Origin of the sequence: Lysobacter sp. M15, from assembly GCF_022662515.1 — a bacterium.
Taxonomy (GTDB): Bacteria; Pseudomonadota; Gammaproteobacteria; order Xanthomonadales; family Xanthomonadaceae; genus JAKPBU01.
Genome location: NZ_JAKPBV010000022.1, coordinates 1 through 2391, shown reverse-complemented (window position 1 = coordinate 2391; position 2391 = coordinate 1). Strand labels below are relative to the sequence as shown.

The window sequence follows — 2391 nt, the reverse complement described above, 5'->3', positions numbered from 1 at the left end:
CGATGTACGTTGAAATCACCGGTAGATGGGTTTGTTGATACGCCTGCGCCCCGTAGCTCTCGGGGTAGGAGGAGGGCTCAAGGAGGGGCCAGGCAGCCAATGCGCCGACACCTAATGCACAAAGCGCCATAAGAAACTTGTGACTAGGGACGGCAAAGTAAGTGGACAGAACTACAGCCAAGGCAGCACAAAAGCCGGAGCCGGGTAGATGCCAGAAGCCAAGCCTGCCGGCAGCAAAGTCCCCGAGAATGCCGGCTACAAAGAATGCCCCCAGGATGGCGAGCACCGCGATAACCCATTGTCGAGTCGCGGACATGTGTCTCTCCGGGCCTAACGCCTGAGTTAAGCCGCGCTGCGTAGTGGAGGCTGCAGGCATGGCAAGCTTTCTCTGCCATGCCTGTGGCCGGAACGAAGCGGCGTCGGCTTGAACGAACTGTTAGGGGGCAATTCGCGCGCTTTCCGACGCATCAGATAGCTCTCCCTTAAATGTAGTGAGGCTAGGGAACTTGCGTGATAGCCAAGCGTAGACCGGGTAGCCCGCAACGCCAAAGATGGTGCCAACGAGTAAACCACCAATTGGTGCTAAGAGAAAAAAGTAGCCAGGTCTAGCTCCCTCCCCGGACATGGCCGACAGGAACGCATTGATCGGTGTCATGACCACAGCGCCGCAGAAACAGCCGATAACCATCAGCTTGAGGAATGATCCGAACCCAAGACGAGCTGAGAAAGTCTTCATTTGCCCCCTAACGCCTGAGTTAAGCCGAGCCGCGAAGCGGCTTCGGCTTGAATGAATTGTTAGGCGGCTGACTGGTATCGGTCAGCCGCCAACTGAAGCTACTCACGGAACCAATGGCCCGGATAGTGGCTGAGGAAGATAGCCCTTGCTGAGTCCCGTAACGTCAATGGGCTAAACAAAGCTAAAGCAAAGCATAGTGCCAACGCGCAAAGCGCCATGCCGAGCAGCCCGGCACCAAGCATTAGGGCAAGCGTGAGAAAGAGAAAGCCAATACTCCCGGGCTCAGAACCTAGTGGCGCGCCTGGAGTTAAGCCACGTGCGAGCTGTGCCTCAAATGCCCAGTCCACAATCGGCCAAATCCCGGCAACGAAGCCAACAATCGGAATCGAAAGCAGATATCTATACCGGCTCTTGAGCCGGTAGAGGTCCTTTGCACGGGTCCACAGTGACGTCACATCTGCCGCCTAACGCCTGAGTTAAGCCGAGCCGCGAAGCGGCTTCGGCTTGAACGAATTGTTAGGGCTCACAGTCGCATGCCTAGCCAAATGACGGCCTCTGTTGAGGCAGACACAATAGGCGTGAGAACCCTGGACCAGAATGTACCAGTCCGGACGTGGCCCAGCGATTGGTCATGGTGCTGTTGCTCCTCAGCGATAATGGCGGAGATTGCCGACACAGCGGAAGGGTCATGGCCTTGAAGCCAGGAAATCTGGTGCTCCAAGTGTCGGAGCACGACACTCTCAACTGCTGCGGTAGTAGCCGCAATAGCGCCGGTGCCAAGTAGGCCGGTTATGGCCCCGAGCACGAAACCACCGATGCCACATAGCCAGTAGCTGCGGCAGCGCGGGTGGCCACGACGCTGCAACTCTGCGCCAAAGATGGCCCTGTGCCGTTGTTCGTGGGAGCGGAACTCAATGAGCTCCGTGACCATTCTTGGAGCGGTGAGCCGGGCCACAAGGATCTGGCCAGTGTAGATGCTTATGGCTCCGTGCTCGCCGGCATGATTGACCTTGATGATTCGATCACCGAGATCACTGGTCACGGCCTGCACGACTACTCCCATGTGAGCCCTAACGCCTGAGTTAAGCCGCGCTGCGTAGTGCAGGTGCCAGGCATGGCAAGCTTTTCCTGCCATGCCTGGTGCCGGAACGAAGCGGCGTCGGCTTGAACGAATTGTTAGGGCCCATTTAGCACGGCCCAGTGGAAAGCGCCACGCCTACCAGGCGGAAGTAGTCTCTAAAGCCTGGAAGGGCCGGGTAGAACGGGGCAGACAAGGCACGGACCGCGAAGAACGTGCCGATGAGTGCAACTATAAGAAGTGCGCGGCGTAGGAATGACGGGCCTTGGCTTGGCGCGAACACGACAAGCGAGAGCGACGCAAGAGCAAGTGCCGCGTACATTGCTTGGTCGTGCCAGACGTAGCCACCGCAAGAGGCGATGCCGCGCCAGATACCGCCGAGTACCGCAACGAGAAAAGCCGTAGTTACAAGCGCTCTGAACCCGTTTGCGGTGATGCTCGGCATGGGCCCTAACGCCTGAGTTAAGCCGACCCGCGAAGCGGGTTCGGCTTGAACGAATTGTTAGGCCCCGGCCTAATGGAGCCCGCAAGAAGCACTATGCCAAACACTGCGACTATTGGCATAAGGGTAGCGAGA

Annotated in this window: 2 protein-coding genes; one reads left to right on the top strand and one right to left on the bottom strand. The window is 58.0% G+C overall.

Annotated features, from left to right (window positions below):
• Positions 1-316 (bottom strand): hypothetical protein (locus MC380_RS17845; RefSeq protein WP_242166507.1); only part of this gene is annotated, 316 nt, incomplete at its 3' end.
• A gap of 1267 nt (positions 317-1583) precedes the next feature.
• On the opposite strand from MC380_RS17845, the gene MC380_RS17840 reads away from it, so the two are divergent.
• Complete coding sequence (locus tag MC380_RS17840) at positions 1584-1817, top strand: hypothetical protein (RefSeq protein ID WP_242166505.1); 234 nt, start codon at positions 1584-1586, stop codon at positions 1815-1817.
• Positions 1818-2391: the final 574 nt, after the last annotated feature.